Genomic DNA, 1,642 nt, shown 5'->3' on the forward strand with positions numbered 1-1,642 from the left:
TTTGGCGCGGGCAGCGGCTCGCTCGCAGGCGGCGGTGGCGGCGGATTAGGTGCCGGCGGCAACATCTTCGTCCAGCAAGGCGGCACGCTGACCGTCATCGGCGGCACCCTGTCCGGCGCCACCGAGACCGGCGGCACCGGCGCCAACGGCGCCGGCAACGGCTCGGCCTATGGCGACATCTTCATCCAGGGCACGATGGTCGTCACGCCGACGCACACCGTGCCGACGTTCTCGCAGGGCCTGCAGACCGTCACGACGCTGACGATCAGCGACACCATCGCCGATGAGAAAGGCATCAGCGGCACCGGCACGACCGGAAAGCTGCAGGTCTCCGGCGGCGGTACGCTGACGCTGACGGGTGCGAGCACCTATGTCGGCGGCACCCAGATCGATGGCGGCAACATCCTCTCGATCACGGCCGACAATAATATCGGCGGCTCGGCCGGCGCGCTGATCCTCAACGGCGGCATGCTGACCACGACCGGCGGCTACACCTTCACGCACGATATTCAGCTCACCGCCAATGGCGGCACCTTCGACATCTCGTCCGGCACGATCGCCGACACCGGCGCGATCAGCGGGTCCGGCACGTTCACGCTGTCGGGCGCCGGCACGTTGCAACTCGGGATGGGGCAACTCGCGGGACTGACGGGGACGCTCAACCTGAGCGGCGGACACCTCGGGTTGACGACCAGCGGAATCTTTGACGATGCGATCGTGGTCGGCGGCAATTCGGTTGTTGCGGTCGGGACCGGCGCGACCGTCACTGACACGGCCTTGATCAGCGGCGGCGGCAATCTCGGCATCGACGGTGGCGGCACGTTCGTGCTCGGCCATGCCAACAGCTATGGCAGCACGACGATCTATGCGGGCACCGCCTGGCTTACGACCTCTGGCGCCGCCGGAGCCGGCAACATTTCGTTCACGACGGGCCTCGGCGGCACGCTGAAGATCGACGATGCCGCGCTGACCGGCAACGCGTTCACCAACAGCATCTCGAACTTCAATCCCGGCCAGAAGATCGATCTCACCGGGCTGGCGTACAACACCCAGAATCCCTCGCTCAATACCATCAGCCTGTCTGGCACCACGCTCTCGATCTCGAACGGCACCACGACCGACACGCTGACCGTGACCGGGCTCGACGGCGGCACCCGGTTCCAGCTCACGCAGGATGCGAATGGCGGCACGATCGTGCAGATCGTCTCGACGCGGGTGTTCAATGTGGCCAGCGTCGCCGATCTCAATGCCGCGATCCTGCAGATGGATTCCGGCGGCCAGAACGCCGCGCAGAATGCCAACTACACGATCAACATCACGGCGAATTTCAGCCTGACATCGGAGCTGTACGCATTCAACCTGCTAAGCGGGTCGAGCGTCACCATCAACGGCAGCGACGGCCATGGTGGCACCTACACGATCGATGGCCTCAACGCGCAGCGCGGCTTCTTCGTCTATGCCGGCAACGTCAATCTCGAGAACCTGACCATCCAGAACACGGTGGCGGCGGGCGGTGGTGTCGTCCGTGGTGGCGGCGGCGGCGGCGCCGGGCTCGGCGGCGCGCTGTTCATCTCGTCGAACGGTAGCGCGACGATCGACAATGTCACCTTCCACAACAGCGCCGCGATCGGTGGCAATGGCG

1 protein-coding gene is annotated in these 1,642 nt (G+C 65.8%); it reads left to right on the forward strand.

What is annotated here, in order from left to right; translation table 11 throughout:
* Positions 1-1,642: beta strand repeat-containing protein (locus ALC15_RS44440; RefSeq protein WP_430649232.1), on the forward strand; the 1,642-nt coding region annotated here is incomplete at both ends.

The sequence above is a fragment of the Bradyrhizobium viridifuturi genome (genome assembly GCF_001238275.1).
Lineage (GTDB): Bacteria > Pseudomonadota > Alphaproteobacteria > Rhizobiales > Xanthobacteraceae > Bradyrhizobium > Bradyrhizobium viridifuturi.